Source organism: Pedomonas sp. V897 (genome assembly GCF_051304405.1).
Taxonomy (GTDB): Bacteria; Pseudomonadota; Alphaproteobacteria; order Sphingomonadales; family Sphingomonadaceae; genus Pedomonas.
Map to the genome: position 1 here is coordinate 1247856 of NZ_JBPPGG010000001.1, position 26990 is coordinate 1274845.

Here is a 26990-nt window from a genome sequence, read left to right on the forward strand (position 1 = left end):
GGGCCGGTGCGAACAAATCCAATCGAAAGGAAACAGGCAAATGACGACGGAAAACGGAAAAGTCGATCTGCGCGACATGCTGGTGCTGGGCGCCGGCCAGCTGGGCATGGCGGTGCTGCGGGCGCTTGCGCCCCGGGTCCGGGCGGCGGGCCAGCCGCTCGCCGCGCTGGTCTCGCCCCAGATGGTGCAGAGCCCGACCGCGCAGGACAAGGCCAACCTGGAGGAGCTGCGGGCGCTCGGCGTCGAGGTCATCGGCTTCGATCTCGGCGCCGACGAGGACGCGCTGGCCGCGCTGTTCAGCCGCTACCGCACCGTGCTCAACTGCACCGGGTTCGTCGCCGGGCCGGGCACCCAGCTGCGGATCACGCGCGCCGTGATGAAGGCGGGCGTCAAGCGCTACTTCCCGTGGCAGTTCGGCGTTGATTACGACATCGTCGGGCGCGGCAGCGGTCAGCCGGTGTTCGACGAGCAGTACGAGGTGCGCCAGCTCCTGCGCGCGCAGGCGGCCGTGGAGTGGGTCATCGTCTCGACCGGCATGTTCACCAGCTTCCTGTTCGAGCCGTCCTTCGACGTGGTCAACCTCGACCGTGGCACCATTCACGGCCTCGGCAGCTGGGAGACCAAGGTCACGGTGACGACGCCGGAGGACGTGGGCAAGCTGACGACCGAAATCCTCATGACCGAGCCCCGGATCGCCAACGAGGTGGTGTTCGTGGCGGGCGACACCATCTCCTACGGCCAGCTGGCGGCGGTGGTCGAGCGCGTCACCGGCCGCACCTTCCAGAAGGAGGAGTGGACCCTCGACAAGCTGCGCGCCGACCTCGCCGTGGCGCCGGAGGATGTGATGACCCGCTACCGCGCCGCCTTCGCCCTGGGCGACGGCATGTGGTGGGACAAGGCCGACACCTTCAACGCGCGCAAGGGCCTCAAGGTCATCGACGTGGAGGGCTATCTGCGGGCGCGCCTCGGCCGCTGATCGGAGCAGCCTCCTGCCGGAAGGCCGGGTCGTCTCGTGCGGCCCGGCCTTTTTCTGTTTGGGTTTCTGCCCGGATTTCTGCCCGGGCAGGGCGCGGGGTGGGAAAGTTTCGACGAGTTAAAATTTTTATCCAATTCCGGGAAATGGTTTTATTCACGGAATCAAGTATAAGTTATAACATTTCTCTCAAACGCGCGCTCCAGGCAAGAGGTGCCCCCCCGTTTTTCTGCTCGCCGGACCGCTCTGCGCCGAACACGACCGAAAAAGTGTCTCATCCCCCCCCGCCTCGGGGCCTAGCGCACAGGGTGGCTGTGGGTCAGAGTGACAAAAAAGACGCGGCGCGAAACCCTGAGTGTCGCTCCTGTTTCAACAGGCGTCAGCATGTTGACTTGGGCTGTTGGTTTCGGGAGGCTGAATTCACCAAGAAATAAATGAGCAGCCGTGCACAAGAACTAGAAAATCAGTGCGCCTGGCGAATGCCGCGGCTGAACATGGGGAGGAACGAATGCGTAAGACTGTGCTTCTCGCATCCGTATGCGTTCTTGGTTTCCACAACCTGGCCCAGGCCCAGGCGCCTGAACAGGAGGGCGCCGCTGCCCCGCAGGCGACGGCGGCGCGATCGCAAGCCGTTGACCTGGGGCAGATCATCGTCACCGCCACCCGCCGCGCCCAGGCCCTGTCGGAAGTGCCGATCGCGGTCTCGGCCGTCACCGCCGAGAGTCTGGAGCGCTCCGGCGTTACGGACATTCGCCAGCTGAACCAGCTTGCGCCCTCGCTGCTGGTCTCCTCCACCTCGTCCGAAGCCAACACCGCCGCCCGTATTCGCGGCATCGGCACGGTGGGCGACAACCCGGGCCTCGAAAGCTCGGTCGCGCTGTTCATCGACGGCGTCTACCGCGTCCGCAACGGCGCGGGCCTGACCGAGCTGGGCGACATCGAGCGCATCGAGGTGCTGCGCGGTCCGCAGGGCACGCTGTTCGGCCGCAACGCGTCGGCGGGTCTCATCAACGTCATCACCAAGAAGCCCAGCTTCGAGGTGGCGGCAGGCGCCGAGGCCACCTACGGCAACCACGACTACCTGCGCCTTGGCGGCTATGTCACCGGACCCATCGTCCCCGACACGCTGGCGGCGCGGTTCGACGCCATCTATTCGGAGCGCGACGGCTTCCTCAAGGACCCGGTGACGGGTATCGAGATGAACAACCGCGACCGCTACCTGCTGCGCGGCCAGTTGCTGTTCACGCCCAACGACGATCTCGAAATCCGGCTGATCGGCGACTACACCAAGACGGACGAGGCCTGCTGCGGCGCCACCTTCCAGCCGACGGTCGAGACGCTGGTCGGGCCGGACGGCAACATCACCACCCGGCCGAACCCGTTCGTGCCGCTGATGGAAAGCCTCGGCGCACGCTACAACTTCAACACCTTCGATCGCGAGATTTCCGTCAACGAAACCCGCAAGCCGGGCTCGCCGACCCGGGACTGGGGTCTCTCCCTCCAGGCGGACTGGGATCTGGGCTTCGCCAACCTGACCTCGATCACCGCCTACCGCGACTACAAGTCGGAGCTGTACGGCGACACGGACTACACCAGCGTCGACATCCTCTACCGCAAGCCGGGCAGCGGCCGTCAGTTCAAGACCTTCTCGCAGGAACTGCGGCTCCAGGGCAACGCCTTCAACGACCGGCTGGACTGGCTGGTGGGCGGCTACTTCTCCGATGAGTCGCTGAAGGTGGGCGACCAGATCATGTTCGGCAAGGATTACGGCCAGTTCGCCACCTGCCGTCTGGTGCCGGAGGCGCTGCGCATCCTCGGCGTGCCGGGGTGCCTTGTCCCGCAGACCCGCGCCATCCTCAGCGGTCTGGTCGGCACGCACGGGCCCACCATTGTCAACGCCCTCGATATCCTGCGCGGCGTGAACGACGTGGGCGACGAGAACAACCTGTTCAAGCAGGACAGCCAGAACTGGGCGCTGTTCACCCACAACGTCATCAGCGTCACCGACAAGCTGAAGCTGACGCTGGGCGTGCGCTACACCGAGGAAACCAAGAAGATGCGCGCCGCCTTCGACAACAGCAATACCTACTGCCCCGCCCTGAAGCAGGCGCTGGCGCCGGTGTTCCTGGACCCGACGGCGGCCGGATCGATCGCGCAGCAGCTGGCGGGCGGCATAATCGCGCTGGGATGCCAGGGCGGCAGCACGTCGGAGCTGAACGCGCTCAATCTGCGCGACAAGATCAAGGACAGCGAATGGACCGGCACCGGCGTGCTGTCCTATGACTTCAGCGACGACCTGATGGGCTATGTCAGCTACGCCAAGGGCTACAAGGCGGGCGGCTACAACCTCGACCGCTCCGCGCTCAACACGCCGGGGGCGACGCTGCGGCCGGAGGACGTGAAGAACCTGCGGTTCGATGCGGAGAAGGTGGACTCCTACGAACTGGGCTTCAAGTACAGCGGCGGCAGCTTCAACCTGAACGTCGCGGCCTTCCGCCAGCTGTTCAAGAACTTCCAGCTGAACACCTTCAACGGTCAGTACTACTTCGTGCAGACCATCAACAGCTGCAGCAAGGATCTGGGCGGCGCCGACCGGGATGCCTCCATCGCCACCGGCTCGTGCGACCGGGACGACGTGCGGGCCGGTGTGATCTCGAAGGGCATCGAGGTGGAGGCGGCGGCCTTCCCCGCCGACGACCTCACCGTGACCGCCGGTCTCACCATTGCGGACACCAAGTACCGCAAGAACCTGGTGGGCGGCGCCAGCGGCAATCCGCTCGATCCGGTGCTGTTCCTGCTGCCGGATGCGCGCCTGTCGAACGCGCCCAAGTATGTGATCACCGGCTCGCTGGCCTACTCGCCCGCCATCGGCGGCAATGGCCTCAGCGCCCTGTTCTACGCCGACTTCCGCTACGCGTCGGACTACAACACCGGCTCCGACCTGTACCCGGAGAAGGCGCAGGACGCCTACATGGTGGTGAACGCCCGCATCGGTCTCTACGGGGCGGAGCGGCGCTGGGGCTTCGAGCTGTGGGCGCAGAACCTGCTGAACAAGGACTACCGGCAGGTCGCCTTCAACGCGCCGTTCCAGGGCAGCGGCTCCACGGCGCACACCGGGGCCTTCGGCACCACGGCGAACCAGATGTTCACCAACTTCCTGGCCGAGCCGCGCACCTACGGCCTCACCTTCCGCGTGCGCTACTGAGGCGCGCCCGGATACACGCGAAGCAGGAAGGCCCGCGCTGCATGGCGCGGGCCTTTCTCTTTTGTGGGATACCGTGTTTGCGGGATTCCCCGTGCGCGCTGTCCTGTGCGCCGGGTGGGCGCAACGCCCGCCCTCTTGTTCCGGTGGGGGAAAGCACCGTCCGGCAGCGCGGGGCGGAGGGAGCGCCGGAGGGACTGTTTCAAGAAAAAGCGGCGGCAGGGGAAAATACGGGTCAGCTGAAAAAAGAAAAATCGGCGGGGAGAAGTTCCCCGCCGATGTCCATGGAAAAAAGTTCGTTTTGAAAAGGGCTCGATCTTGCGAGCCATTGTTTTAAGACAAGAAGGATAGACGTGTAACGCGGGATGAACGTGCTGCTCGAGCGTCCTGGGGAAGGGTTGCCGGCTTCCTCAAGACAATTGAAAATTACCATTGGCGGACAAGCCGGCGCAAGCCGGGCCGCCTGTTCTTGTAGTCGTATATTTTACTGGTTGCATTCCGATGCAAGGCACCAATCACCTGGGGAATCCTGACCCCGGCAGCCGCTTCTCCCGGAGCCGCGCATAAAACTGCCCGATTGTTTCCCGCCCGTTCAAAGTTCTGTGGAAGTTCGCCCCCGGCGTTTATGGTCGTGGGGGAGAAGCCCCGGGGCGGGCGTGTGGTGGAGAGTGGATGATGCGTGTGGAGCACGAGTCGCATACGGCGAAGCGGGACATGGCGCGGCTGGTGGTCTTTCTGCGCCGCCTTTACGCCAACGACGGGTTCCAGTTCGGCCTGCTGGTGTTCGATGTGCTGACGGTGCTCTCGTTCCTCGTGCTCACCTTCACGGAGCACACCCTCTGGGTGGATATTTTCGATGCGGTGCTCGGCGTGCTGCTGCTGGCCGAGGTGGTGATGCGGGGCCTCGTCTCCTACACCCGGGCGAAGTTCTGGCGTCAGCCCAGCACCATTCTCGACCTGGTGATCGTCTGCTCGCTGCTGTGGCCGGGCTTCACCGGCAGCTTTGCCTTTCTGCGCGTGCTGCGGGTGGTGCGGCTGGTGCGCGCCGTGCCGTTCCTGCGCAACCTGCCCAAGCGGCATCTGTGGCTCATCGAGAAGGGCGAGCTGCTGCGCAGCGCGGTCAACCTGTTCCTGTTCGTGTTCGTGGCCTCGGCGCTGGTCTACGAGGCACAGGTGGACCAGAACCCGGACATCAACACCTATGTGGACGCGCTCTACTACACGGTGACCACCCTCACCACCACCGGCTTCGGCGACATCACGCTGGTGGGGGAGAGCGGGCGGCTGATTTCCGTGGTGGTGATGATCATCGGCATTTCGCTGTTCGTGAAGCTGGCGCAGGCGATCGTCCGGCCCTCCAAGGTCTATTACCCCTGCGACGCCTGCGGGCTCAGCCACCACGACCCCGACGCCATCCACTGCAAGCACTGCGGCACGCGGCTGGCGATCCCGACCGAAGGGCGGTAGGCGCGCCGCCGGTTGCCCCGGACAGGCGCGGCCGTTAACCTTGCCGCCATACTTCGCATTGTCCGAAAGGCTTCTTTCCATGCGTACTTTCCTGACCGCAGCCTGCGCGGCCCTGCTGCTCGGCGCTGCGCCTGCCGTTCTTGCCGCTGCCCAGCCGGGAGCGGCCCCGGCCGTTGCGCCCATCCTCACCACGCCCGAGGCGCGCGACGTGATGACCTACGCCCGCCCGGAAATCGCCCGTGTCACCCATGTGGATCTGGATCTGGAGGTGGACTTCCAGGAGCAGATCCTGCGGGGCACGGCGACGCTCTCCGTGCTGGCCCAGCCGGGGGCGAAGGAGATCATCCTTGATACGGACTCCCTGGCCGTCACCCGCGTCACCGACGATCAGGGCCGGGCGCTGGCCTGGTCGCTCGGCGCGGCGGAGCCCGAGAAGGGCGCGCCGCTCACCGTCCAGCTGAACGGGGCGCAGCGTATCGTCGTCCATTACGCCGCCCGGCCGGGGGCGAGCGCGCTGCAATGGCTGCCGCCGCAGATGACGGCGGGCAAGCAGAAGCCGTTCCTGTTCAGCCAGGGGCAGGCCATTCTCAACCGCAGCTGGATCCCGACGCAGGACAGCCCCGGCATCCGCCAGACCTGGACGGCCCGGCTGGTGGTGCCCGAGGGGCTGATGGCGGTGATGAGCGCCGATCGGCTCACCCCCGAGGGCGAGCCGGCCGGCGCGGGCCGCCGCGCCTTCCGCTTCGCCATGGACAAGCCGGTGCCGCCGTACCTCATCGCGCTGGCGGTGGGCGATCTTGCCTTCCGTCCGCTGGGGCCGCGCACGGGCGTCTATGCCGAGCCCTCCATGCTGGACCGCGCCGCCTACGAACTGGCCGACACCGAGAAGATGGTGGAAGTGGCCGAGGCGCTCTACGGCCCCTACCGCTGGGGCCGGTATGACGTGCTGGTGCTGCCGCCCGCCTTCCCCTACGGCGGCATGGAGAACCCGACGCTCACCTTCCTGACGCCCACGTTCATCACGGGCGACCGCTCCAACGTCAATCTGGTGGCGCACGAGCTGGCGCACAGCTGGTCCGGCAACCTGGTCACCAACGCCACCTGGCCCGATGGCTGGCTGAACGAGGGCTTCACCAGCTACTTCGAGAACCGGATCATGGAAGGCATGTACGGCCGCGCCCGCGCCGTGCTGGAGGCGGATCTCGACTGGGACATCCTGATGCGCGAGATCGAGCTGGCCGGGGGCATGGAGGCGCCCACCACCCGTCTGCGCGGCGACGACGGCGAGGAGTCGGGCCAGATCGACTACATCAAGGGTTCGCTGTTCCTGCGCACGCTGGAGACCATTCTGGGCCGCGAGCGCTGGGACGCCTACCTCACCTCCTACTTCAACCGCCACGCCTTCCAGCCGCAGACCACCGCCGGCTTCCTGGCCGACCTGCGCGCGCACGAGATCAAGGGCGACAAGGCGCTGGAGGCAAAGCTCCAGCTGGACGCGTGGGCCTACGGCACCGGCCTGCCGGACAACGCGGTGCGGCTCCGCTCCGAGGCGCTGGCGGCCGTCGACGCGCAGACCCGGGCCTTTGTCGCGGGCGGCAAGGCCGCCGCGCTCAAGACCGCCGACTGGTCCACGCAGGAGTGGCTGCGCTTCATCGGCAACCTGCCGCGCCAGATGGCGGCGGACCGGCTGGCGGAGCTGGACGCGGCGTTCAACCTCTCCCGCTCGCCCAACGCCTATGTGCGCTCGGCGTGGCTGGAGCTGGCCATCGCCAACCGCTGGGAGCCCGCCGTGCCTGCGCTGGAGGCGTTCCTGCACAGCGTCGGCCGCACCCTGTTCCTGCGCCCGCTCTACCGGGAGCTGGTGGCGCAGGGCAACTGGGGCCGCGCCATCGCCGAGCGCGCCTACCGCACCGCGCGCGGCACCTACCACGCCTCGACCGCCGCGGCGATCGACGCGCTTCTGAACAAGTGACGGGGGTTTTTGCAGGAGGGACCCGGTCCCTCCTGCACCTCCCGTTCCTTTTCGGGCCGTGCGCGGCATCAGCCGGGGTGCGGCCCGATCACTCTTCCTCCAGACTGCATCGGAAACGCGGTCCGTTGAAACGAAAGGGAGGTGCAGGAGAGGCAAGCCCCTCCTGCATCCTGAAAAAAACAATCCGTCAGGCTTCCAGCCAGCCGCGCTCGCGCAGCTGGGGGAGGCGGTCCCGGGCCACGGGCACCCGCAGCCCGTTGGCAAGCACGAGCGTGACGGCACGGCCCTTGCGCTCGACGCCCGCAACCGCCTGCCGCGCCGCCCACCAGGAGCGGTGAACGCGCAGCCCGTCCACCGCCGCCAGCGCCGCCACGGCGTCGGCCATCCGCATGAGCACGAGCGCCTCGCCGCGCGTGGTGTGCACCCGCACGTAGTGGTCCTCCATTTGCAGCGCGATCACCTCCTGCCCGAGGCGGGGCGGCAGGCGCTCGGCCAGCTGCGCGCCGATGCGGGGGAGGTCAGGGCGCGGCGCGGGGCCGGGTTCCGGGCCAGTCTCGGGGCCAGTTTCGGGGGCTGGCGGGGCCTCGGGTGCCGGAGCCGGGGCCGGGTCCGCAGCGGCGCGCGCGGGGGCGGCCCGCCACCACAGCACCGCCATTGCCGGTCCGGTCAGCGCGATGACTTGCCAGTAGGTGTCCATGAACGGCTCGATGCCGGGCCATGGCCGGTCCAGCAGGATCTCGGGGCCGAAGAACCACAGGTAGAGCGTCATCGGCGCGCTCAGCACCACCACGGCGGCAACCCATCCGGCGGCCTCCGCGAAGCCGAGGCGGCAGGCGAGGGACGCGAACAGGGCAATGCCGGGGCGGTAGAGCAGGTAGGCGGCAAGGGCGGTCCGCAGCCAGTAGACCAGCCGCACGGGCAGGCTGCCCAGCAGGTAGGTGCCGAACGGGCCGATCGCTGCCATCATCACGGCGATCAGCAGCATCAGGGAGATTTCGGTCAGGACTCGGCGCGCATCGAGGTGCGCCCGCATGCCGACTGGCGCTTCGTGAATTGGCACGGTCCTGTCTTTTCGCCCCCTTCGCGAACGGGCAGGGCCGGGCGACGCAATCGCGCTGGCGTTCCGGCGTTCCCTGCCGTTTCCATAGCCCCCGCGCAGGGAGGGCCACGGGCGGAACTATGGCGCAGGCGTCCGCGCCGGGCAAGAGAACCGGCGCCGCCAGCACGGCCCGGCCGGGCACTGGCCCCGGCCCCGTCCTCCCCGCGCCGGAACCGGACAGGCAGGGGAGATGTCTCATGGTGCACACAACCGACACAGCGCTCTCGACCGGCCCGCGTCCCGCCGGGCGGGACTCCTCCGGGCGGGATCGGCGGATGCCCGGATGGGCCCCCCGGGCGGCGTGCCTTCTCGCCGCCATGGTGCTGACGGGCCTGACCGTCGGCAATCTCATCGTGCCGGCGGCGGCGTGGATCGCCCCGGCGCTCATGCTGCGCTTCGTGCGCCAGTCCTCCGTATGGGTCGGGCTGGGGCTCGGCGCGCTCGCCCAGGTGCTGGCCCATGAGGTCGCCTGGCATCCGGTGGTGCCGCTTGCGGGCTGGATGCTCTACGCCCTGCCCGCCGCCATCGGCCTTGTCTTTTTCGTGCCCTGCGCGGTGGACCGTCTGCTGGCGCCCCGGCTGCGGGGCATGGCCGCGACGCTCGTCTTCCCCTCGGCGCTGGTGGTGTCCGAATTCCTCTACACCCGGGCGGGGCTCGGCAGCTGGGGCGCGCTCGCCTACAGCCAGTATGGCGATCTGCCGCTGCTGCAGACCCTCTCCCTCGCCGGTCTGTCCGGCCTCACCTTCCTCATCGGCTGGTTCGCCGCGGCGGTGAACCACCTGTGGGAAGGCGGGCTGGCGTCGCCCGGGGCGCGGCGGCCCCTTGCCGCGTGCGGCGCGCTGATCGTGGCCGCGCTGCTGTTCGGCGGCCTGCGGCTGGCGATGACGGCGGACCCGGTGCCGACGGTGCGGGTGGCGGGCCTCACCATCGACAACATCGACGTGTTCAGGGACAGCTGGGGCCCGCTCACCCGGGGCCAGCCGCTGACGGCAGAGGCCGCCGCCGCCGCGCGCCCGCAAACCCTGGCGTTGCAGCAGGCGCTGCTGGAGCGCAGCCGGGCGGAGGCGCGCGCCGGGGCGAAGCTGGTGGTCTGGTCCGAGGCCAACGCCATGGTGTTCCGGGAGGACGAGGACGCCTTCCTCCAGGCGGGCCGGGCGCTGGCGCGGGAGGAGGGCATCTACCTGTTCATGGCCATGGCCACCCTGACGCCCGGCGCGCCGCTGGCCGAGAACAAGCTGGTGGTCATCGACCCCGAGGGGCAGGTGCGCGGCCAGTACCTCAAGAGCCATCCGACGCCCGCCGAGGCCTCCGTGCCGGGCACGGGGCGCGTGGGGCTGATCGATACCCCCTTCGGCCGCATCGCCTGGGCCATCTGCTACGACTTCGACTTCCCGGCGCTCATCCGTCAGGCGGGCCGGGCGGGGGCCGACATCCTCATCGACCCCTCGTGGGACAACCGCGCCATCACGCCGATGCACACCCAGATGGCCGCCTTTCGCGCCATCGAGAACGGCGCGTCGCTGTTCCGGCAGGTGAACGACGGCCTCAGCCTTGCCGTCGACGCGCAGGGGCGCACGCTGGGCCAGATGGACCACGGCGCGACGACGGGGCCGGTCAAGACCCTCGTCGCCGATCTGCCGACGCGCGGCACCCGCACGCTTTACGGCCTCGTCGGCGACGTGCTGCCGGCCCTGTGCGGCCTTGGCCTCCTGGTGCTGACGGTTCGGGCACGGCGGGGGCCGCGTGCGGCCTGAGGCCCGCATAATCCCGCAAGACGCGCGCGCCTGCCTCCGCTATAGGCAACAGCGGAGGTAGGCAAATGCGTGCGGAACGAAACCTGTTGCTGGGCACCCTGAGCGGCCTTGGGGCGGGCGCATTCTGGGGGCTGGTGTTCCTTGCCCCCAAAGTCGCGGGGGACTTCTCGCCCCTGCAGCTTTCGGCGGCGCGCTACCTTGCCTATGGCGTGCTGGCGGTCGCGCTGCTGCTGCCGCGCTGGGGCCGGGTCTCGGGCAGCGTCGGCCGGGCGGAGTGGATCGTGCTCGTCTGGCTCAGCCTTCTCGGCAACATCGTCTACTACCTGTTCCTCGCCGCCGCCGTGCAGATGGCGGGCGTCGCCGCCGCCTCGCTCATTCTCGGCTGCGTGCCGGTGGTGGTGACCGTGGTCGGCAGCCGGGAGACGGACGCGGTGCCGCTGCGCGCGCTCCTGCCCTCGCTGGCGCTGGCCGTGGCGGGCGTCGGGCTCATCGGCTGGGAGGCGCTGTCATCCCGGCCGCACGGCGCGGGCGGCAGCGTGTGGGTGCAGGTGGTCGGCATCGTCTGCGCCTTCGCGGCGCTTGCCTCCTGGTCCGCCTATGCAGTGTGGAACAGCCGCTGGCTGGCGCGCCTGTCCCATGTGTCCTCGCACGACTGGTCCCTGCTCACCGGCGTTGTCACCGGCGCGCTGGCGGTGGTGCTGGCCGTGCCCGCCTTCGCCTTCGGCACGGGCGGCCATGCCGGGGCGGACTGGGCCCGCTTCTGGGGCGTCAGTGGCGCGGTGGCGCTGGGCGCGTCGATTGTGGGCAATGGCCTGTGGAACCAGGCCAGCCGCCTGCTGCCCATGACCCTCATGGGCCAGATGATCATCTTCGAGACCCTGTTCGCCCTGGCCTACGGCTTCCTGTGGGAGGCGCGCTGGCCCACCCTGCTGGAACTGCTGGCCTGCGTGTGTCTGGTCTCGGCGGTGCTGTGGTGCGTCAATTCCCACAACGCCCGGGACCGCGCGGCGGCCAATCCCGGCGTGGCAGGGTGAGCGCTTGACCGAAGGTGCCCTCTTGAAGCGGCTGACTTTTGCGCCATCATCCCCCGGACTCAGAAATCCTGAGGGGGGAGAGACATGCTGACACGCCGCACCGTGCTTGCCGCCGCGCTTGGCGCTTCCGCCGGACTTGCCCTGCGCGCTGCACATGCGGCGCCAGCGGGGAAAGGGCCAGCAGGGGCCGGGGCGCCCCGGGGCACCTGGACGCCCTGTGCGCCGATCCCGTGGGAGGTGCAGGAAGTTTACGCCACCGTGCGGGGCGGCCGCATCGTCATTGCGGGCGGGCTTGTGGGCCGGGGCCCGTCCCTGGAGGCCATCGACCGCATGGGGGAATACGACCCCGCCACCGACCGCTGGCGGGAAGGTCCGCGCCTGCCCGAGCGGCGGCATCATCCGGCGCTGGCGAGCATCGGCGCACGGGTTTACGCCATCGGCGGGGCGCTCAGCGACGAGCGCGGCAACTGGCAGTCCCGGCCGGAGGTGTTCGTGGAGGAGGGCGGCGTGTGGTCTCGTGCCGCGTCGCTGCCCGAGCCGCAGATGGAGAGCGTGGCGCTGGTGCATGAGGGTCGCATTCACCTCATCAGCGGCCGCTCGCCCACGGTCGAGGGGGCGGTGCGCTGGGACCAGCAGCGGGACGTGGACACCCATCTGGTGTTCGATCCCGCCGCCAACCGCTGGTCGTCGGCCCGGCCCATTCCCGGCGTGCGCAACAGCGCGGCGGGCGCCGTCATCGACGGCGCGCTCTATGTGGTGGGCGGGCGCACCATGGAGGGCGGCAACATGGCCCGGCTCGACCGCTATGACCCCCGGGAGGACCGCTGGGACGCGCTGCGCCCCATGCCGCGCGCGGCGGGCGGCCTGGCGGCGGCGGTGGTGGACGGCAGCCTCATCGCCTTTGGCGGCGAGGTGCTGGGCATGAAGGGCGCGGCGGGCGTGATCGCCGACGTCTGGCGCTACGATGTCACCCGCGACGTGTGGGAGCCGCTGGCGCCCATGCGGACCCCCCGCCATGGTCTGGCGGGCGCGGTGGTGGGCAACCGCGTCTACGCCATCGGCGGGGGCTCGCACGTGGGCGGCGCCAACACCACCAACGTTCTCGAAGCGCTCAGCCTGGGGTAAGGCCCTGCAATCCGCCCGGACCCTGAAAACCGCCAAGCCCCTGGAAACGAAGGGCCTGATCGGGAAGGGGTGAGGGCACCGGCATCGGCACCGGCTGTCTTCGGCGGCTTACTCCGGCGGCGTTCAGCTCCACATGAAGCCGCCGTCGATCACGATCATGCCGCCCGTCATGTGCCGGGAGGCCGGGCTTGCGCAGAAGAGCACGGCATTGCCGATATCCTCCGGCGCGCCGGGCTGGCCCAGCGGCACGCGCGCCTTGACCATGGCGGCGATCTTGGGGTCCGCATAGACCGGCGCGGTGTTGTCGGTGTGGATGGGGCCCGGCACCACGGCGTTGACGAGAATGCCGTGCGGCGCCAGTTCGACAGCCAGCGAGCGTGTCAGCGTCACCAGGCCTGCCTTGGACGCATTGTAGGCGGCAAGCTGGTAATCGGGCTTGAAGGCCGCGGTCGAGGCGATGTTGATGATGCGTCCGCCTTTTCCGGCCGCGATCATCTCCTTCACGCATTTCTGGGTGAGAAAGTAGCTGCCCCGCAGGTTCCGGTCGATCGTGCCTTCCCACATCTCCGGCGTGACATCGACAAACGGCGTGAAGGGATGCATGCCGCCCGCGTTGTTCACCAGAATGTCGATGCTGCCGAACGCCTGCCGGGCGCACGCCACCGTTTTGTCGAGGTCCTCCAGCGAGGTGACGTCGCAAGCGACGGCGACCGCCGCGCCCCCGGCGTCCACGATCTCCTGCGCCACCGCCTCGCACTTCGAGACGGTGCGCCCCGCGACGACGATGCGCGCACCGGCGTCCGCCAGACGGAGCGCGATACCCCGGCCCATGCCCTGGCCAGCGCCGGTGACGATCGCGGTCTTGCCGCTCAGGTCGAAGAGATCACGGAGTGCCGTGCGCGTGTCATTCCCGGCCATGGATCAACCCACCCGTCCGCTGGCGGTCGCCATGCCGACCATGCCGCTGTGACTGTTCGTCATTCTTCCCTCCCTGGAGTGGCGCGCCCGGGCGCCTGGGTTTCCGGGGAAGACTGTACGCGGGCGGTTTGTCGGAGAGTCGCACGGGTCTTATCTGCTGCCGCAGCCGCCCCGGCAGATCCGGCTTTTCGGGGTCCGTGCTTTTTGGGGATCTGTGCTTTTTGGGGATCCGTGCTGCTGTGGTCGGAGGGGGAGATGGTGCCGGATGTCGGACTCGAACCAACGACCTACCGCTTACAAGGCGGTTGCTCTACCAGCTGAGCTAATCCGGCATGATGGAACAGCTTGAGGATGTATGTCTTGCCTCAAGGGAGGAATCAACGCCCCTCGGCAAAAATTCTCACCTGGCCGGTGAGATGCGCGCACGGGGCAGGGGGTCAGGCAGGGGGCTGGACCGGCAGCCAGCGCGGCGCCCGGGGCGCGGGGCCGGGGCGCGCGCTCAGCCGTAGCTGCTCACCAGCCCGGCGCTGACCGGGTCGCCCACCCGGTCGATCAGCGCGCTGCGCAGCTTGTTCAGCGCCTGGGTTTCGATCTGGCGCACCCGCTCCTTGGAGATGCCCAGCCGCTCGCCCAGCGCTGCCAGCGTCACGCTGTCGTCGCCCAGGCGGCGCTCGCGGATGATGGTCATCTCCCGCTCGCTCAGAATCTTCATGGCGTCGCGCAGCAGGTCCATCTTCACCCGGCTGTCGTTGACCTCCTCCAGCGCCTCGTCCGGCTGGGGGGCCTCCGAGGCGAGAAAGTCCATCCACTCGCTCTCGCCGTCGTCGCCCACCATGGCGTTGAGCGAGCGGTCATAGCCGGTGAGGCGCGCCTCCATCACCTCCACGTCCTTCAGCCGCACGCCCAGCTTCTCGGCCAGAAGCTGGCGGGAGGCGTAGGTCATGGGGCCGTCGTAGTCGCCCACGATCTGGGCGCGCAGGCGGCGCAGGTTGAAGAACAGGCTCTTGTGCGCGGCGGTGGTGCCGGTGCGCACGATGGACCAGTTGCGCAGGATGTAATCCTGCATGGACGAGCGGATCCACCACGAGGCGTAGGTGGAGAAGCGGATCTCCCGCTCCGGCTCGAACCGGCCGGCGGCCTCCATCAGCCCCACCGTGCCTTCCTGGATGAGATCGGCCATCGGCAGGCCATAGCTGCGGAAGCGGCTTGCCATCGAGATGACCAGCCTTAGATAGGATCGTGTCAGCGCTCTCAGGGCGTCCACATCGCGGTGTTCGCGCCAGCGGCGGGCCAGTTCCAGCTCATCCTCTTTTCCGAGCATGGGCGCGGCCATGGCCGCACGCAGCACCGCCTGACTTTCCATCCCTGAGGGCTGTGAAGATTTTAGCGCCATGGAGTCCCCCTGCGTCGGATCTTGAGCCCGGCAGTCTGGCCGACGGGCGGAACGCGAACGGGCAGGGCGGGACTGGCTGGTCCGGGGCCGGCGGCTGCCGGCGCCTGCGCTGACATGAACCTGCGCTGCCATGAAGCGGCCAGCGGACATGAAGCGGAAAGGCCAGAACACCCTTATCGATCTGCCGCGCGCCGCGTGGCTGCGTGCGACAGGCGACCCCGCAACGACCTGAAAAGCGTTGCGGACCCGTCACACCCGTAACGTTCGAAACCGCCAAAGGTTGCGTCGTTTGAGTGCGGAAATGCGTGTTCCGGGCCGGAGCCGGCGCCTTACCCCTCGGGGGCGGAGATCTTCAGGCTGAGGGCGTGGATGGGGTTGTTCATCAGGTCGGCGAGCGCGCCATAGACCAGCCGCTGCTGCTCCACCCGGCTGCGACCGCGGAAGGCCTCGGCGCAGATCTCCACGGTGAAGTGGGTTTCCACCCCCTCCCGGTGCCCGGCGTGGCCGCGATGCTGTTCGCTGTCGTCGCGCACCACCAGGCGGGTGGGATGAAATGTCTCGCTCAAACGGCGGCTGACTTCCTTGGCAACAGGGCCCATATTAGCTCCATCCGGCAGCCATGGCTGTTCCCTCCCCTTTACGAATCACAAGGCGTCGCAGCAAGGAGAACCCGTGTCCGAGTACCAGTCCCGCCCCAAAAGCCGGCTCAGCCGGTTTCACGGTCGCGTCGAGCACGCCGATGGCCGGCGGTGCGAGTCTCCCGGCTGCCCGGAGCCGGGCGAGTTCCGCGCGCCCCGCTCGCCCCGGCCGGAGCGGGACGGCTACCACTGGTTCTGTCTCGACCATGTCCGGGCCTTCAACGCCGGCTACGACTACTTCAAGCACCTCTCGGCGGAGGAGGTGGCGGCGGAGCGCGCGGGCCATCCGTCGTGGGAGCGCTCCAGCCGCCCTTTTGCCACCAACGCCGGCGCGGGCGACCTGCACATCGACGACCCCCACGGCATCCTCAGCGCCCTGAAGGGATGGGGCCGCCGCTTCGGCGCGGGCGGCGCACGGCCGGACGGAGTGCGCCTGTCGGCCAAGGACAGGCAGGCGTTAAAGGTTCTGGGCCTGGGCGACGACGCCACGCTGGAGACAATCAAGAAGCAATACAAACGCCTCGCGCGGCGTTACCATCCTGACACCAATGGCGGCGACCGCTCGCAAGAGCACCAGTTGCACAAGGTGATCGATGCCTATACGCATCTGAGCCAGTCACCTGCTTTTTCGTCCTGACCCGCTAAGCTGTTTGCAAGGTTGCGATCTATGACTGTTGACGCCCACGCCCACCGCCCGCGCACCGTCGCGCTCGAGGCCCCGGATATCACGGTGGATGCCCGACAGACCTTCGGCGTGGATATCGATATGAAGGTGCCCGCCTTTTCCGTGGCCGACGAGCATGTGCCCGAGCGGGACGACACCTACGTCTTCGACCCCGACACCACCCTCGCCATCCTGGCGGGCTTCGCCTACAACCGGCGCGTCATGGTGCAGGGCTTCCACGGCACCGGCAAGTCGACCCACATCGAGCAGGTGGCGGCGCGGCTGAACTGGCCGTGCATCCGCGTCAACCTCGACTCCCACATCAGCCGCATCGATCTGGTCGGCAAGGACGCCATCGTCCTGCGCGACGGCAAGCAGGTGACCGAGTTCCGAGAGGGCATCCTGCCGTGGGCGCTCCAGACCCCGACCGCGCTGGTGTTCGACGAATACGACGCCGGCCGGCCGGACGTTATGTTCGTGATCCAGCGGGTGCTGGAGGTGGAGGGGCGCCTGACGCTCCTCGACCAGAACCGGGTGATTCGCCCCAACCCGTGGTTCCGCATGTTCGCCACCGCCAACACGGTGGGCCTCGGCGACACCACCGGCCTCTACCATGGCACCCAGCAGATCAATCAGGGCCAGATGGACCGGTGGAACATCGTCACCACCCTCAACTACCTGCCGGCGGAGACCGAGGTCGGCATCGTGGTGGCCAAGTGCAAGTCCTACGACACCGAGGCGGGCCGCAAGACGGTGGCCAACATGGTGCGGGTGGCGGAGATGACCCGTCAGGGCTTCATCGCCGGGGATATCTCCACCGTCATGAGCCCGCGCACGGTCATCACCTGGGCGCAGAACGCCGAGATCTTCAAGAGCGTCGGGTTCGCGTTCCGCCTGTCGTTCCTCAACAAGTGCGACGAGGCGGAGCGGGCGATCGTGGCGGAATACTATCAGCGCGCCTTTGGCGAGGAGCTGCCGGACTCCGTCGTGTCCCGGGCCCAGAAGGCGGCCGGCCGCAAGTAACGCATCGTGACCTCGTCTCCCAACCTGCTTGAGGACTTCCGCCAGTCGCTGGCAGCGACCATGCGGGCGCTTGGCCACGCGCCGGAGGCGGACGTGTCCTTCACCGCCGACAAGCCCGCGCTGCTGGGCAACCAGGCGCGGGTGCCCCAGCCCATGCGGAATCTGCCGCCCGAGCAGGTGGCGGAGGTGCGGGGCTGGGTGGACGCCTATGCGCTGCGCAAGCGCCACCACGATGGCAAGCTCCATGCCCGCCAGCAGCCTGCGGCGGGGCTGGCGCGCGACATCTACAACGCCGCCGAGCAGGCGCGGGTGGAGGCTATCGGCAGCCGGGAAATGGCGGGCGTGGCCGAGAATCTGGCGCGCATGACCGAGGCGCGGGTGCGGCTGGACCCCATCTCCCGCGCCAAGAGCCCGGAGGAGGTGCCGCTGGCCAGCGCCGTCGGCCTGCTGATTCGCGAGCGCCTGACCGGTCAGGCGCCGCCCGACGGGGCGCGCGCGGCGGTGGAGATGGTGCGCGCCGACATCGAGGCCAAGGCGGGCCGCCACCTCGACGCGCTGGCGGACAACATTCTCGACCAGTCCGCCTTTGCCCGCATGACCCGCAGCATCATCGCGGATCTGGGGCTGGCGGAGGAGCCGGACGAGGAATCCGAGGAAAGCCGGGAGGAGGAGCCGAAGGACGAGGCCGACCAGTCCGGCGATCAGGATCAGGACGGGCAGGACCAGTCCTCCGCCGCCGAGGGCGAGCAGGAGCAGGGCCAGGAGGAGACCGAGAGTCCCGCCGAGGCCCGGGCCGAGCAGGCCGGCGCGGATCTGGACAGCGACGAGCGGGTCAATCCCGAGCTGGGCGACGAGGGGCCGGAAGGCGCGACGCCCTGGCGGCCCAATGCCCCCCTGTCGGAGCTGGCGCCCCAGTTCGACTACAAGGTCTACACCACCAGCTTCGACGAGACGATCGCGGCCGAGGAGCTGTGCGACGCGGAGGAGCTGGCCCGTCTGCGCGCCTACCTCGACCAGCAGCTCACCCATCTGCAGGGCGTAGTCACCAAGCTGGCCAACCGGCTGCAACGCCGCCTCATGGCCCAGCAGAACCGCACTTGGGACTTCGACCAGGAGGAAGGGCTGCTGGATACGGCCCGGCTGTCGCGCATCGTCACCAGTCCGAGCCACTCGCTCACCTACAAGGTGGAGCGGGACACCGACTTCCGCGACACGGTGGTGACGCTGCTCATCGACAACTCCGGCTCCATGCGCGGCCGCCCCATCTCCATCGCCGCCATCTGCGCCGACATCCTCGCCCGCACGCTGGAGCGCTGCGGGGTGAAGGTGGAGATCCTCGGCTTCACCACCCGCGCCTGGAAGGGCGGGCAGTCGCGCGAGAAGTGGCTGGCCGATGGCCGGCCGGCCATGCCGGGCCGCCTCAACGACCTGCGCCACATCATCTACAAGACGGCCGATGCGCCCTGGCGGCGGGCCCGCAAGAACCTCGGCCTGATGATGCGCGAGGGGCTGCTCAAGGAGAACATCGACGGCGAGGCCCTGCTGTGGGCCCACAACCGCCTGATCGGCCGGCCGGAGGAGCGCCGCATCCTCATGGTGATCTCCGACGGCGCGCCGGTGGACGACTCCACCCTGTCGGTCAACACCGGCAACTATCTGGAGAAGCATCTCCGGCAGGTCATCAACTGGATCGAGACCCGCTCGCCGGTGGAGCTGATCGCCATCGGCATCGGCCACGACGTGACCCGCTATTACAGCCGCGCCGTCACCATCATGGACGCCGAGCAGCTGGGCGGGGTGATGACCGAGCAGCTCGCCAGCCTGTTCGAGGCCGACCGGCGCCCGGCGCCGTCCCGGCGCAGGGCCGGGCGGGGCGCTGCCCGGGCATGAGGCCGGACATGCGGCGGGCGCGCGGATGACGGCGGTGTGCCGCCGGGCCGGGCGCGGGAGGAGATCCGCATGAGCGCGCCGCCCGCCCGCAAGAGACGCGCCCGGCTGGCCGCAAGCCTTCTCGCCCTGGCGGCGCTTGGCGGCGTGTGGCTGGCCGCCCCCGGCCTGTCCGCGCCGGAGCCCGCCGCGCCCCTTGCCATTACCGTGAGGGCAGCTCCCGTACCGCTTGACACCAGCGACCCCGCCCGCCGCGCGGTGGGGGCGCTTCAGTACCGGGGCGGCCTTCATGTCACGAGCGAGGCGGCGGGGTTCGGCGGCTATTCCGGCCTGCGGCTGCTGCCGGACGGGCGGCTGCTCGCCGTCTCCGATCGCGGCCACTGGCTGGCGGCCCGCCCGGTCGAGACCGGAGGCCGGCTGACCGGCCTCACCGACGCAACCCTGGGGCCGCTCCTCGACGAGGCGGGCCAGCCGCTGGCGGCCCCGGCCTACGACGCCGAGGCGCTGGAGGTGGTGCCGGAGGCGGACGGGCTGGCGTTTCTGGTTGCCTTCGAGCGCGACCACCGCATCTGGCGCTACGCTCTCCCTGCGGCCTCGGTTGAAGCAGGGCAAAGTCCAGAGCCGGAGACGGACATGCTGGCGGCGCTCCGGCGGCCGCCCCGGCGTGTCACCGGCTGGCTGGACGACTGGCCGGGGCCGCTCCCCGCCAACGGCGGCATCGAGGCCATGGCGGTGAGCGGGACGGGGGCGGCCCTGCTGCTGGCGGAGGATACGAGCCAGGGGCGGATGCGCCTTGGCAGCGACGCGCCGTGGGTTCCCGTGACCTATCGCAACGTGCCGGGGTTCAAGCCGACGGATGCGGTCTTTCTCCCCGCCGAGGGGCGTCCTCTGGCGCTGGTGCTCTCCCGCCATTTCTCGCTGATGCACGGCGTTGCGGCGGTGCTGGAGCTGGTGGATCTGGACCGGGTGGAGGACGGCGTTCTCGCGGGCGTGACGCTCGCCCGGCTCGCCCCGCCGCTCAGCGTTGACAACATGGAGGCGGTGGCAGCTGCCCGGCGCGCGGGCGGCTGGGACATCTACCTCATGGCGGACGACAACCGGATTCCGCTGCAACGGACCCTGCTGCTCAAGTTCTTCCTGCCCGAGACGGCGGTGCCGTAGGCGCGGCCTCTCCCGCCTGCCCCGGCCCCGAGAGAGGTCTCCCCGCGAGAGCAAATCCCGCAGGAGCAAGCCCAACCTGGTGCGGGCACGCAAAAAGGCACTGCGCGGGACGTGCCAGCGCAGTGCCTCTGAATTCTGAACCCGGCGAGCGTGTCGGGTTGGACCGGAGTCGGAAACCGGGCTGGAATCAGGGGGCGGGTTTGAACCCGGGGCCCGGAGCGTCAGCCGGTTGCGGAGCCCTGCGGCTCCGCCGGTCCGGAACAGTCGGCTTAGGCGGCCTGCTCGGCCGAAGCTTCGGCCAGCTTCTTGGCAACCAGACGCTTCACGCGACGGGCCTTCAGCGACAGCTTGTCGTCGTGGGTCTTCAGCAGCCACTTGTCGAGGCCACCGGCATGCTCCACCGAGCGAGCGCCCGCAGCGGCGACGCGGAAGGTGACCGACGAGCCCAGGGCATCGGACAGGAACGTCACGTTCTGCAGGTTCGGCAGAAAGCGGCGCTTCGTCTTGTTGTTGGCGTGGGACACGTTGTTGCCCACCAGGGTGCCCTTGCCGGTCAGTTCGCAAACGCGCGACATGATCAGGTCCTTCAATCTCAATAGCCGACACCGGGCGAAAACCCGGCGAGAAATACGAGGGGAGGCGTATAGGCGAGTCGTGCCCGAGCGTCAACCAGCGAAACCAGATCCGCACCTTCTGACGTGAAAACGGGCGCGAAAAAGCGCTGGCAGGGCGGGGTTTTCGCGTGTTTTGCCCCGCCCCGGGCGTCCCTCCGGCCGGGGAGTCGGCGCAAGGCGCCCGCAGAGCCGCCCCGTTCCCGCCCGGCCGGGCGCCGGAGTCGCAGGGGCCGGGCGTGCCGGAGTCGCGGGTATGGCGCAGGGCGAGTCGCGCTCGGCGCTCCGTTTCGGCCCGTACTCCTCCGGCCCGTATTTTTCCGGCCCGTACTCCTCCGGCCCGTATTTTTCCGGCCCGGCGCGGTGTTCTCCCCATGATGGTTCCCCTCTTGTTGTTCTGGTTATCGGGGGTGTTGTTCTGGTTGTCGGGGTCGGGTGTTGCGGTGCGGATGCCGCCGGAACCCCGCCCCGGCGGCCCACTCTCCTGTTGCTCAGCCTTCAGCCGTGTCGATGGCCAGGGCCCGCTGGAAGGCGGGACGGGCGGTGCAGCAGTCCACATAGGCCTCGATTCCCGACCGGTCCTTCACCACCTTGAGCACGGTCATGCCGAACCACAGGCTGGAGCCCATGGCCACGTCCGCCGCCGTGAACCGGTCGCCCAGCAGCCAGGGGCCGGGCGTCACCGCCGCTTCGACCACGTCCATCACCTTGTCGAAGCTGCCCCAGCCCGCCGCGACAGGCGGAATGGCGGAGCCGTACAGCTTCTCGCCGTAGGCTGGCTCCATGCATCCGGCGCGGAAGAACAGCCAGTGCAGGTAGCGGCCGCGGGCGGGATCATCCGGCGCCGGGGCAAGGCCCGATCCGGCCGCCTTGTCCGCCACATAGGCGCAGATGGCGGTGGCCTCGGCCATCATGGCCGCGCCGTCCCGCAGGGCGGGCACCTTGCCCATGGGGTTTACCTTGAGGAAGTCGGCCGGCCGCTCGGGGCCGGCGTGAATGTCGATCAGCACCCGCTGATAGGGAAGCCCCGCTTCCTCCAGCATCCAGACGGCGGTCAGCGCCCGTGTGCGCGGTGCCCAGAACAGCTCCATGTCGCCAGCCTCCCGTTCCCCGGCTTGTGCCTCATGGTCAGGGTTTGGAACGTAACGCGAACATCGCGGGCGCGTCAAGACGCGCGCCGGGCCCTCATGGTCGTAGACCGGGCGCGCGTCTGAGACGGTGCGGCAATCAAGGAATTGCCGGCCGCGCTCCAGGGACAGGGGGGGGGAGTGGAGCGCGGCCGGCGGTCTCGCGGCCCGACGAGAGGGGGGCAGGGTAGGGCCGCGGAGAGCAACCAGTGTTGCGGGGTCGAGACGGGTTCTAGAGGTGCGAGCGCAGCATCCAGGCCCGCTTCTCGTGCGTCTCGAGCAGCCCGGTGAGGAAGTCGGCGGTGCCGTCGTCACCCACCTCGTTCGCCGCCGCGATGTCCGTGCGCAGCTGGCGGCACATGGCCTCGTGGCCGTCGCGCATGGAGGCGATCATGCCTTCCGAGGTGAGGGTGGTGCTGTCCGGCTCCGGCAGGGTGCGGTTGGCCACATACTGGCTCAGCATGGCCTGCGCCTTGGCGCCCATCGAGCGGGCGCGCTCGGCCACATCGTCGATGATCTCGTCCAGCGCTTCGTATTCTTCCTGGAACAGGGCGTGGTCCTGCTTGAAGTGGCGGCCGGTCACGTTCCAGTGGAAGGCGCGGGCGCGGGCATAGAGGGAGAACTCATCGGCCAGCAGCCGGTTGAGAATACCCGTGACCTTGGCGAGCGCTTCGGGGCTCAGGCCGATTTCGGGGGTGTTCCTGGTCTCTGGCGTGGCCATGTCGTCGTCTCCTCTCGTTCTGTGACGATATTCAAGATACAGCCTAAACGATCCGGCGCAAGTAATCGATGTGATGATATTTTTCGGTATCAATAATCGAAATTAGCAATGGTCTGCGGTCAGCCGGCGATCCACGGCCACAGCAGCGGCAGCATCAGGGTGGTGGCAAGGCCCGCGACCGTCAGCGCCAGGCTGGCAATGCTGAGCGTGTGCGGCGCGACCCGGGCCACGTGCTGGTTGCCGACGATATGGGCGGCCAGGCCCAGGGCGAGGGCATAGCTCTGGGGGTCGCGGTCCCGCTCCCGTTTGAGGCAGGCGGGCAGCAGCACCGCCCCGGCAAGGCCGGTGACGATGACGAGGCCCGCGGCCAGTTCCGCCGGGCCGCCCATCCGCTCCATGACGGCGATGGCGAACGGGCTGGTGACCGACTTGGTGGAGAGCGCCTTGACGGTCTCGCCCGACAGGCCGAACAGCTTGGCGAGCGCGGCGGCGGAGACGATCCCCGCCAGCGAGCCGATGAGGATGGCGCCGATCAGCGCCTTGCCGGCGGAGAGGATGAGGGCGCGCTGGCGATAGATGGGCAGGCCGAAGGCGACGGTTGCCGGGGCCAGCAGCCAGCGCAGCGGCTCCACGCTGTTCATGTAGCCGCGCACCGGCAGGCGGGCGAGGGCCAGCCCGCCGATCAGCAGCAGCGCGGCGATCAGGATGGGATTGACCAGCGGATGCTGGCGGGCGAGCGCGCTCACCCGCAGTGCGGTCCAGTAGGCGAGCACGGTCGCCGCAATGCCGCCCGCCATCTGGGCGAGGGCGGCGGGGTCGGTCAGCCAAGCCATTTGCGCAAGCCCTTGTAGGCAAAGGCGGTGGCGAAGCCCGTCGCCACGGTGGAGAGCACCACCACCAGGGCGAGCCGCCCCACTTCGCCCGAGAGTTCATCCACGTGCAGCATCAGGCCCACGGCGGCGGGGGTGATGAGCAGGCCCAGCAGTTTCAGCAGGCCCTCGGCGGCCGGTTGGGTCAGCCGGCCGAAGGCGGGGACGGCCAGCAGCAGCGCCAGATAGGCGGCAAGGCCCAGAATCGGCCCGGGCAGGCCGACGAAGGCGCTGGCCCACTGGCCGGCCACGGCCAGCGCGGCAAGGACGGCGAGCCCGGGAAGGAGCGCTTTGGCGGACTGGAGAAAACGCTGTGCCATGGGGGACGACTAGTCCTCCGGCGGCCGCACCACAAGTGCGCGCTTTGGCATGGCTGCAATCACCGCAGCGAAGGGCCAGATGCGCGGCGTGAGCGAAGGGGCAGACGCGCGGCGTCTGGGGCGCTATAGCCACGGGCGATCACCGTTCGCGAACCCAGGGTTTGCAAATCAGCGTTCGCACGCCACCGTGCCATTGCGTCAGGAGGAGCCGACATGCCTCATTTTATCATTCAGGGCTGGGACAAGCCCAATTCGCAGGATCTGCGCGCCGCCACCCGCCCGGCGCATCTTGAGCATGTGGGCTCGGGCCAGGTGAAGGTGGTCGTCGCCGGGCCGATGCTGACGGACGACGGCCAGCCCATCGGCTCCCTGCTGGTGGTGGAAGCGGCGGACCGCGCGGCGGCCGAGGCCTTCGCCCAGGCGGACCCCTACGCCAGGGCGGGTTTGTTCGAGCGGGTGGATATTCTGGCCTGGCGTCAGGTTCTCCCGGCCTGAGGGCGCGGGGGCGCGTCCGGGGGCCGGGGCGGCCGGGACGGGACCAGCCGCCTTGGCCGCAGGGCGAAAAAATCGACCGGTGTCATGGCTGCGCTTGCTGCGATGCGGCAAAGTGGATATAAGCGCCGGTCCGCCGCAACCTGCCGGTAATACTGCTGGCCCAAATGCTGTGCCGGACGGCACCCCCTGCCGGGGCGCCGCCCCGGGCCGCGTTTCATATTCGAAGGCTTACCTTTTATGTCCCTGCGCAACGTCGCAATCATCGCCCACGTCGACCACGGCAAGACCACCCTCGTCGATCAGCTCTTCCGCCAGTCCGGCACCTTCCGGGACAACCAGCGCGTTGAAGAGCGCGTCATGGACCGCAACGACCTGGAGCGTGAGCGGGGCATCACCATTCTCGCCAAGTGCACCTCCGTCACCTGGGGCGACACCCGCATCAACGTGGTGGATACGCCGGGCCACGCCGACTTCGGCGGCGAGGTGGAGCGCATTCTCTCCATGGTGGACGGCGTGATCCTGCTGGTGGACTCCGCCGAGGGTCCGATGCCGCAGACCAAGTTCGTCACCGGCAAGGCGCTGGCGCTGGGCCTGCGCCCCATCGTGGTCATCAACAAGATCGACCGCCCGGATGGCCGCCCGGATGAGGTGCTGAACGAGATCTTCGATCTGTTCGTGGCGCTGGACGCCAACGAGGAGCAGCTGGACTTCCCCGTGCTCTACGGCTCCGGCCGCGGCGGCTACGTGGGCGAGTCGGCGGACGTGCGCGAAGGCAATCTGGCGCCGCTGTTCGATCTCATCGTCAAGCATGTGCCGACGCCGAACGTGGGTTCGGTGGACGAGCCCTTCGCCATGCTGGCCTCGCTGCTGGACCGCGAGCCCTTCCTGGGCCGCGTGCTCACCGGCCGGGTGCAGCAGGGCCGCCTGAAGGTGAACGACCCCATCAAGGTGCTCAACAAGGACGGCCAGGTGGTGGAGCAGGGCCGCGCCTCCAAGCTGCTCTCCTACCGGGGTCTGGAGCGCGTGCCGGTGGACGAGGTTCAGGCAGGCGACATCGTGGCGATTGCGGGCCTCACCGTCGGCACCGTGGGCGAGACCATCGGCGCGCTGACGCTGGAGAAGGCGATTCCGGCCCAGCCGATCGACCCGCCGACGCTCTCCATGCGCTTCTCCGTGAACGACTCGCCGCTGGCGGGCCGCGACGGCGACAAGGTGACGAGCCGCATGATTCGCGACCGTCTGATGCGCGAGGCGGAGGGCAACGTGGCCATCCGCGTCACCGAGAGCGACGACAAGGACAGCTTCGAGGTGGCCGGCCGCGGCGAACTTCAGCTGGGCGTGCTCATCGAGACCATGCGCCGCGAGGGCTTCGAGCTGTCGATTTCCCGTCCGCGCGTGCTGTTCCAGACCGATCCCGCGACCGGCCAGCGCCTGGAGCCGTATGAGACGGTGCAGGTGGACGTGGACGAGGAGTTCGCCGGCGTCGTCGTCGAGAAGCTGGGTCTGCGCAAGGCAGAGATGACCGACATGCGCCCCTCCGGCGGCGGCAAGACCCGCATCGTGTTCAAGGCGCCGTCGCGCGGCCTCATCGGCTACCACGGCGAGTTCCTGTCGGACACGCGCGGCACGGGCATCATGAACCGCTCGTTTGAAGGCTACGGCCCCTACAAGGGTCCGATCTCCGGCCGTCAGAACGGCGTGCTCATCTCGCTCGGTGCCGGTCAGGCGGTGGGCTACGCCCTTCAGGGCCTGGAGGATCGCGGCATCATCATGGTCGCGCCCGGCGATGACGTCTACGAGGGCATGATCATCGGCGAGCACGCCAAGGAAAATGACCTGGAGGTCAACCCGCTCAAGTCCAAGCAGCTCACCAACTTCCGCGCGGCGGGCAAGGACGAGAACATCCGCCTGACCCCGCCCCGCAAGCTGACGCTGGAGCAGGCCATCGCCTACATCGCCGATGACGAGCTGGTGGAGGTGACCCCCAAGGTGATCCGCCTGCGCAAGCGCTTCCTCGATCCGCACGAGCGCAAGCGTCACGCCCGCGCCGCGGCGGAGTAGGAACACGCCGCGCTGCCGCCGGTCCGGCACCGCCCGTCCGGCGCGCAGGGCGACACGGTTTCGTCACGTGAGGAAAGGTCCGGGGAGCAATCCCCGGGCCTTTCCTTTTGGGCCGCCGTTCAATGAAAAAAGCCGTTCAATGAAAAAAAGAGAGGCGGTGGGGGTGCCACCGCCTCAGTCGCTCGGACCACGTGATGACTGTCGCGGAGAGTCCCCGTGGGAGGACAATCCGCGGGACGCCGGGCGGAAACGGGAGGTAACGCGCCCGGCCTCCGGCAAGGCCGCACCGATCGGACAACATCGGGGAGAGAGCGGTGCGGCCCTGAGCAGGGAAAATGAAATGTTGAGGTCATTGCTGTCGGGTCTGTTTGCCGTCGATGCGTCTCCTCCTCGGGGCTTGCCCCCTCTTTCAAGTTGCAAATCATTCGCAAGAACAAGATTGCTCAGTTGCGAGTCATTGTCAAATACTCTTTTGG

At 68.8% G+C, this 26990-nt stretch carries 22 protein-coding genes and 1 tRNA gene; 13 read left to right on the forward strand and 10 right to left on the reverse strand.

The features are described 5' to 3' along the window. Positions 1-40 precede the first annotated feature (40 nt). From ACSJJU_RS05905 to ACSJJU_RS05920, 4 genes are all read left to right on the forward strand, one after another. Positions 41-976 carry an aromatic alcohol reductase gene (locus tag ACSJJU_RS05905; RefSeq protein WP_435914304.1) on the forward strand — a complete coding sequence of 312 codons (936 nt, stop codon included), beginning with the start codon at positions 41-43 and terminating at the stop codon, positions 974-976. A gap of 505 nt (positions 977-1481) precedes the next feature. Beyond that, positions 1482-4178: a TonB-dependent receptor gene (locus tag ACSJJU_RS05910; RefSeq protein ID WP_435914305.1), complete on the forward strand. Its 2697-nt coding sequence runs from the start codon at positions 1482-1484 to the stop codon at positions 4176-4178. A 669-nt stretch (positions 4179-4847) separates the two neighbouring features. Then, complete coding sequence (locus ACSJJU_RS05915; RefSeq protein WP_435914306.1) at positions 4848-5642, forward strand: zinc ribbon domain-containing protein; 795 nt, start codon at positions 4848-4850, stop codon at positions 5640-5642. A gap of 79 nt (positions 5643-5721) precedes the next feature. Then, positions 5722-7614, forward strand: coding sequence for a M1 family metallopeptidase (locus ACSJJU_RS05920; RefSeq protein ID WP_435914307.1), 1893 nt, complete (start codon positions 5722-5724; stop codon positions 7612-7614). A 187-nt stretch (positions 7615-7801) separates the two neighbouring features. Here the strand turns inward: ACSJJU_RS05920 and ACSJJU_RS05925 are convergent, their stop codons facing one another. Next, complete coding sequence (locus tag ACSJJU_RS05925; RefSeq protein ID WP_435914308.1) at positions 7802-8674, reverse strand: LytTR family DNA-binding domain-containing protein; 873 nt, start codon at positions 8672-8674, stop codon at positions 7802-7804. Between the two features lie 236 nt (positions 8675-8910). Between ACSJJU_RS05925 and ACSJJU_RS05930 the strand changes: the two genes are divergently transcribed. The 3 genes from ACSJJU_RS05930 (at position 8911) to ACSJJU_RS05940 (ending at position 12626) form a co-directional block, all read left to right on the forward strand. Further along, positions 8911-10467, forward strand: a complete 1557-nt coding sequence (locus ACSJJU_RS05930) for an apolipoprotein N-acyltransferase (RefSeq protein ID WP_435914309.1) — start codon at positions 8911-8913, stop codon at positions 10465-10467. A 65-nt stretch (positions 10468-10532) separates the two neighbouring features. After that, positions 10533-11501: a DMT family transporter gene (locus ACSJJU_RS05935; protein WP_435914311.1), complete on the forward strand. Its 969-nt coding sequence runs from the start codon at positions 10533-10535 to the stop codon at positions 11499-11501. Between the two features lie 84 nt (positions 11502-11585). Then, complete coding sequence (locus ACSJJU_RS05940; protein ID WP_435914312.1) at positions 11586-12626, forward strand: Kelch repeat-containing protein; 1041 nt, start codon at positions 11586-11588, stop codon at positions 12624-12626. Positions 12627-12749: 123 nt separating this feature from the next. On the opposite strand, the gene ACSJJU_RS05945 is transcribed toward ACSJJU_RS05940, so the two are convergent. The 4 genes from ACSJJU_RS05945 to ACSJJU_RS05960 all read right to left on the reverse strand — a co-directional run bounded on the left by ACSJJU_RS05945 (position 12750) and on the right by ACSJJU_RS05960 (position 15536). After that, positions 12750-13544 carry an SDR family NAD(P)-dependent oxidoreductase gene (locus ACSJJU_RS05945; protein ID WP_435914313.1) on the reverse strand — a complete coding sequence of 265 codons (795 nt, stop codon included), beginning with the start codon at positions 13542-13544 and terminating at the stop codon, positions 12750-12752. A gap of 256 nt (positions 13545-13800) precedes the next feature. Beyond that, positions 13801-13876 (reverse strand) — tRNA-Thr (locus ACSJJU_RS05950). Positions 13877-14043: 167 nt separating this feature from the next. Beyond that, positions 14044-14937 (reverse strand): RNA polymerase factor sigma-32, encoded by an 894-nt coding sequence (locus tag ACSJJU_RS05955; protein ID WP_435914314.1) that lies wholly within the window; start codon positions 14935-14937, stop codon positions 14044-14046. A 329-nt stretch (positions 14938-15266) separates the two neighbouring features. Further along, entirely contained in the window at positions 15267-15536 is a 270-nt protein-coding gene (locus ACSJJU_RS05960; protein WP_435914315.1) for a BolA family protein, read from the reverse strand. A gap of 73 nt (positions 15537-15609) precedes the next feature. Between ACSJJU_RS05960 and ACSJJU_RS05965 the strand changes: the two genes are divergently transcribed. The 4 genes from ACSJJU_RS05965 to ACSJJU_RS05980 all read left to right on the forward strand — a co-directional run bounded on the left by ACSJJU_RS05965 (position 15610) and on the right by ACSJJU_RS05980 (position 20310). Continuing rightward, positions 15610-16212, forward strand: a complete 603-nt coding sequence (locus tag ACSJJU_RS05965) for a J domain-containing protein (RefSeq protein WP_435914316.1) — start codon at positions 15610-15612, stop codon at positions 16210-16212. A 30-nt stretch (positions 16213-16242) separates the two neighbouring features. Beyond that, entirely contained in the window at positions 16243-17262 is a 1020-nt protein-coding gene (cobS, locus tag ACSJJU_RS05970) for a cobaltochelatase subunit CobS (RefSeq protein ID WP_435914317.1), read from the forward strand. A 3-nt stretch (positions 17263-17265) separates the two neighbouring features. After that, positions 17266-19152: a cobaltochelatase subunit CobT gene (gene cobT / locus ACSJJU_RS05975; protein WP_435914396.1), complete on the forward strand. Its 1887-nt coding sequence runs from the start codon at positions 17266-17268 to the stop codon at positions 19150-19152. 69 nt (positions 19153-19221) lie between these two features. Further along, entirely contained in the window at positions 19222-20310 is a 1089-nt protein-coding gene (locus tag ACSJJU_RS05980; protein ID WP_435914318.1) for an esterase-like activity of phytase family protein, read from the forward strand. A gap of 269 nt (positions 20311-20579) precedes the next feature. Here ACSJJU_RS05980 and rpmB read toward each other — a convergent pair whose 3' ends face one another. The 5 genes from rpmB to ACSJJU_RS06005 form a co-directional block, all read right to left on the reverse strand. After that, positions 20580-20885 carry a 50S ribosomal protein L28 gene (gene rpmB / locus ACSJJU_RS05985; protein WP_435914319.1) on the reverse strand — a complete coding sequence of 102 codons (306 nt, stop codon included), beginning with the start codon at positions 20883-20885 and terminating at the stop codon, positions 20580-20582. Positions 20886-21412: 527 nt separating this feature from the next. Then, positions 21413-22012 (reverse strand): glutathione S-transferase family protein, encoded by a 600-nt coding sequence (locus ACSJJU_RS05990; RefSeq protein WP_435914320.1) that lies wholly within the window; start codon positions 22010-22012, stop codon positions 21413-21415. Between the two features lie 268 nt (positions 22013-22280). Next, on the reverse strand, positions 22281-22769 hold the full coding sequence (locus ACSJJU_RS05995) for a Dps family protein (protein ID WP_435914321.1): 489 nt from the start codon (positions 22767-22769) through the stop codon (positions 22281-22283). Between the two features lie 119 nt (positions 22770-22888). After that, positions 22889-23602 carry an LrgB family protein gene (locus ACSJJU_RS06000; RefSeq protein WP_435914322.1) on the reverse strand — a complete coding sequence of 238 codons (714 nt, stop codon included), beginning with the start codon at positions 23600-23602 and terminating at the stop codon, positions 22889-22891. Next, complete coding sequence (locus ACSJJU_RS06005; RefSeq protein ID WP_435914323.1) at positions 23590-23958, reverse strand: CidA/LrgA family protein; 369 nt, start codon at positions 23956-23958, stop codon at positions 23590-23592. Before ACSJJU_RS06005 ends, ACSJJU_RS06000 begins: the two co-directional genes overlap by 13 nt. Positions 23959-24171: 213 nt before the next feature. Between ACSJJU_RS06005 and ACSJJU_RS06010 the strand changes: the two genes are divergently transcribed. Then, positions 24172-24453, forward strand: a complete 282-nt coding sequence (locus tag ACSJJU_RS06010; RefSeq protein ID WP_435914324.1) for a YciI family protein — start codon at positions 24172-24174, stop codon at positions 24451-24453. A gap of 237 nt (positions 24454-24690) precedes the next feature. Next, positions 24691-26514 carry a translational GTPase TypA gene (gene typA, locus ACSJJU_RS06015; protein ID WP_435914326.1) on the forward strand — a complete coding sequence of 608 codons (1824 nt, stop codon included), beginning with the start codon at positions 24691-24693 and terminating at the stop codon, positions 26512-26514. Positions 26515-26990: the final 476 nt, after the last annotated feature.

Coding starts and splice junctions, on each gene's coding strand:
- ACSJJU_RS05905 (WP_435914304.1), top strand. CDS start 41: ATGACGACGGAAAACGGAAAAGTCGATCTGCGCGACATGCTGGTGCTG.
- ACSJJU_RS05910 (WP_435914305.1), top strand. CDS start 1,482: ATGCGTAAGACTGTGCTTCTCGCATCCGTATGCGTTCTTGGTTTCCAC.
- ACSJJU_RS05915 (WP_435914306.1), top strand. CDS start 4,848: ATGATGCGTGTGGAGCACGAGTCGCATACGGCGAAGCGGGACATGGCG.
- ACSJJU_RS05920 (WP_435914307.1), top strand. CDS start 5,722: ATGCGTACTTTCCTGACCGCAGCCTGCGCGGCCCTGCTGCTCGGCGCT.
- ACSJJU_RS05930 (WP_435914309.1), top strand. CDS start 8,911: ATGGTGCACACAACCGACACAGCGCTCTCGACCGGCCCGCGTCCCGCC.
- ACSJJU_RS05935 (WP_435914311.1), top strand. CDS start 10,533: ATGCGTGCGGAACGAAACCTGTTGCTGGGCACCCTGAGCGGCCTTGGG.
- ACSJJU_RS05940 (WP_435914312.1), top strand. CDS start 11,586: ATGCTGACACGCCGCACCGTGCTTGCCGCCGCGCTTGGCGCTTCCGCC.
- ACSJJU_RS05945 (WP_435914313.1), bottom strand. CDS start 13,544: ATGGCCGGGAATGACACGCGCACGGCACTCCGTGATCTCTTCGACCTG.
- ACSJJU_RS05955 (WP_435914314.1), bottom strand. CDS start 14,937: ATGGCGCTAAAATCTTCACAGCCCTCAGGGATGGAAAGTCAGGCGGTG.
- ACSJJU_RS05960 (WP_435914315.1), bottom strand. CDS start 15,536: ATGGGCCCTGTTGCCAAGGAAGTCAGCCGCCGTTTGAGCGAGACATTT.
- cobS (WP_435914317.1), top strand. CDS start 16,243: ATGACTGTTGACGCCCACGCCCACCGCCCGCGCACCGTCGCGCTCGAG.
- ACSJJU_RS05980 (WP_435914318.1), top strand. CDS start 19,222: ATGAGCGCGCCGCCCGCCCGCAAGAGACGCGCCCGGCTGGCCGCAAGC.
- rpmB (WP_435914319.1), bottom strand. CDS start 20,885: ATGTCGCGCGTTTGCGAACTGACCGGCAAGGGCACCCTGGTGGGCAAC.
- ACSJJU_RS05990 (WP_435914320.1), bottom strand. CDS start 22,012: ATGGAGCTGTTCTGGGCACCGCGCACACGGGCGCTGACCGCCGTCTGG.
- ACSJJU_RS05995 (WP_435914321.1), bottom strand. CDS start 22,769: ATGGCCACGCCAGAGACCAGGAACACCCCCGAAATCGGCCTGAGCCCC.
- ACSJJU_RS06000 (WP_435914322.1), bottom strand. CDS start 23,602: ATGGCTTGGCTGACCGACCCCGCCGCCCTCGCCCAGATGGCGGGCGGC.
- ACSJJU_RS06005 (WP_435914323.1), bottom strand. CDS start 23,958: ATGGCACAGCGTTTTCTCCAGTCCGCCAAAGCGCTCCTTCCCGGGCTC.
- ACSJJU_RS06010 (WP_435914324.1), top strand. CDS start 24,172: ATGCCTCATTTTATCATTCAGGGCTGGGACAAGCCCAATTCGCAGGAT.
- typA (WP_435914326.1), top strand. CDS start 24,691: ATGTCCCTGCGCAACGTCGCAATCATCGCCCACGTCGACCACGGCAAG.